1 protein-coding gene and 1 pseudogene are annotated in these 2,714 nt (G+C 64.1%); both read right to left on the reverse strand.

Features of this window, described 5'->3' with window-relative positions:
- Positions 1-737: 737 nt before the first annotated feature.
- Positions 738-2,249: a Na+/H+ antiporter NhaC family protein gene (locus QZY01_RS21810; protein ID WP_294541434.1), complete on the reverse strand. Its 1,512-nt coding sequence runs from the start codon at positions 2,247-2,249 to the stop codon at positions 738-740.
- A pseudogene (locus QZY01_RS21815) lies at positions 2,249-2,714 on the reverse strand (hypothetical protein); the annotation flags it as partial. The pseudogene QZY01_RS21815 and the gene QZY01_RS21810, both read right to left, overlap by 1 nt.

Below are 2,714 nucleotides of genomic sequence, written 5' to 3' on the forward strand. Positions count from 1 at the left end.
CCATCGACCCTGGATGGCGCCAACCGTCCTCGTCGCCGGGGCCAGCGTCAAATCGCGGGAAACCTATCCCGCGCCGCTGATTGACCATGATTTCAACCGCCGCCGCGCGCTGTCGGCTTTCGCGCATATTTCCGGCGGCGCGTCTTCCTGAACGTGCTTTCCGGCTGAGTTCAATTCCGGGCGGCGCGACGGACTCCGACGTCCGCAAGCGCGCTTTTGCAAGACGCGCTGACATCGGCGAGCCGGCGATGCACACATGCGGCGGCGGCCGAGGCTCGCGTGGAGGGGCCGCAAAGTCTCCGCTGATCCGCGTCGCATCGGTGCGTTACGGCGACGAAGTGTGGAAGCCTGTGGCCGCACGAACGCGACAGGCGGCTGGAATGGTTTTCGAAACAGACCCTCACGCTGGCGCCGTCCGGGCGCGCCCCGCCGCAGGCAGATTTGATCGCCAATTTACAGGAAAGATTGGAGGCCTCTGCCGTTTCCGTAACGAAAGCGGCGCCAAGCAACACCAGAGCGGCGACGACGACCGCTGTTCCACGAAATCTACTCAAGTTCAAGCTCCCCACTCCCGGATTCCCAAGGTCCACCCGTCCACGCACCCATTTCCGCTGGACGCACAAGTCTGACCAATTATGACGGTTTCAAAGCCGCGTCACTCCACCCCTCGCATTCTCGCAGCGACGGTCGCGTCCGCTGCGCAAACCGGCGGTGATTCAGTTATTCATCCACGCCGCTTAAGCCGGCAAGTCGTTGATCGAAAGCGACTTCTGCTCGTCCGGGGCGGTCCTGATCATGCGGATGCCGAACCATCCGATCGCGACCGTCATCAATGGAGCGAACAGGCAGAAAAATGCATAGCCCGCAAAGCTGAAGGTGGGGATCGCCAAAGTCGCCGCGATGTAGGCGCCGCAACTGTTCCAGGGAACGAGCGCCGAGGTGACCACGCCGGCATCGCCGAGCGCGCGCGCCAGCACGACGGGCGCATAGCCGCGCCGCTGGAATTCGGGGCCGAACATGCGTCCGGGCAGGGCGACCGCCATATATTGGTCGGCGGTCGCGATATTGGTTCCGATGCAGACGGCGGCGACCGAGGTTAGCAGGGCGCCGATCGACTTGGCGCGCGCCGCGATGGGGCCGACGATGCGCTGGACCAGCCCCGCATGTTCGACAATGGCGCCGAAGGCCAGCGCCGACATGATGAGCCAGACGGTGTTGAGCATCTGCGCCATGCCGCCGCGCGACAGCAGGGCGTCGATGGCGGGCTCGCCGGTCCGGGAGACATAGCCGGTTGAAAGAGCGAGCCACACGCCCTTGAAGATGCGTATCGGCGCGGGGAGATCGCTATCTTGTACAAAGTCCATCGCCACCTGCGGGTTGAGGACCGCCGCGACGACGCCGCCCAGCAGCGCGCCGGCGAAAATGGTGACGAAGGGCGGAAAGCGCAGGATCGCGAGGACGAAGACCGCGACCAGCGGCAGGAAGGCCCAGAGCGAAATATTGAAATGCACCGCCAGATTTTTCATTGCGTGGTCCGACTCGCCGGAGGCAGCCGGATGACCGAGCCAGGCGAACAAAGCCCCGGCGAGCAAGAGCGATGGCAAGGAAGTCCAAAGCGATTCGCGAATCAGTTTGAACAGTTCGGCGCCGGTGACCGCCGTCGCCAGATTCAGCGTATCCGACAAGGGCGAGGTCCGGTCGCCGAAAAAGGCGCCGGATACCACTGCGCCGGCGGCGATCTCGGGCGACATGCCCAGATTGGCGGCGACGCCCATCAGGCCGACCCCGATCGTGCCGATGACCGTCCATGAGCTCCCGACCGCCACCGCGACAAGCGCGCAGATGACCAGCGTCGAAATATAGAAATAATTCGGGGAGAGAAATTCCAGCCCGTAGTAAATCATCGCGGCCATCGTGCCGCTGAGCGCCCAGGAGCCGATCAGGGCGCCGACCGCGAGCAGGATGAAAATGGCCGAAAGGCCGGTCGCCACGCCATCGACGACAGACTGGCTGACACCCTCCCAGCGCATGCCGTTCTTGTGCGCGACCACGCCCGCGACGACGCTGGAAAAGATCAGGGCGATCTGGTTGGGGCCGAGCGCCGAGTCCTTGCCAAACAACAGATAGGAGGCCGCGAGCAGAACGACCAGCACGCCGAAGACGACGGCGGCGTCGAGGCCTGAGGGCGGGCGGATGACCTCCGCTTCTTGACCGGATTCGGGCGTGGGCCGGACCTCGGACGGGGACATTAAAACCGCCAGCCGAGTTTCAGCGCCGCCCGAAGGTCCCATTGGCCGTAGCTCACGCCCGGCGAGGTCGACCAGACGTAGAGGTGGGATCCTTGGAGATCGAGGGCGGGCCGTCCGTAGCGCCTTGCATTGTCCGCGCCGCCGAAAACCGCCGCCGGGATGACAAATTCGAGCGTGGCGATCGGCAGGGCTTCATAGTCGTGGTTGGCGGCGCCGAACGTGTTGCGCTGGTACCAACGACCCAAAAATTCCACCGCCAGGCTGGCGTTCCAATCCTGCGAAATGACATAGGACACGGACGGGATCAGGAAGACCGCGTCGGAGGAGAGAAAGGGCTCGCGTTGGCGAATCTGCACGAAACCGGTGAGGCCGAAGGACCATGCTGTCGCGGCGGAGGTGTCGCCGGCGGCTTTGATCGGCTGAAACCCGCCGTCGAAGTTGAAACGCTTGTTGAAGCCGAAATTA

This window comes from uncultured Rhodoblastus sp., assembly GCF_903903185.1.
Taxonomy (GTDB): Bacteria; Pseudomonadota; Alphaproteobacteria; order Rhizobiales; family Beijerinckiaceae; genus Rhodoblastus.

Excerpts from the sequence above, each read along its gene's own strand:
- QZY01_RS21810 (WP_294541434.1), bottom strand. The coding sequence starts at position 2,249 with ATGTCCCCGTCCGAGGTCCGGCCCACGCCCGAATCCGGTCAAGAAGCG.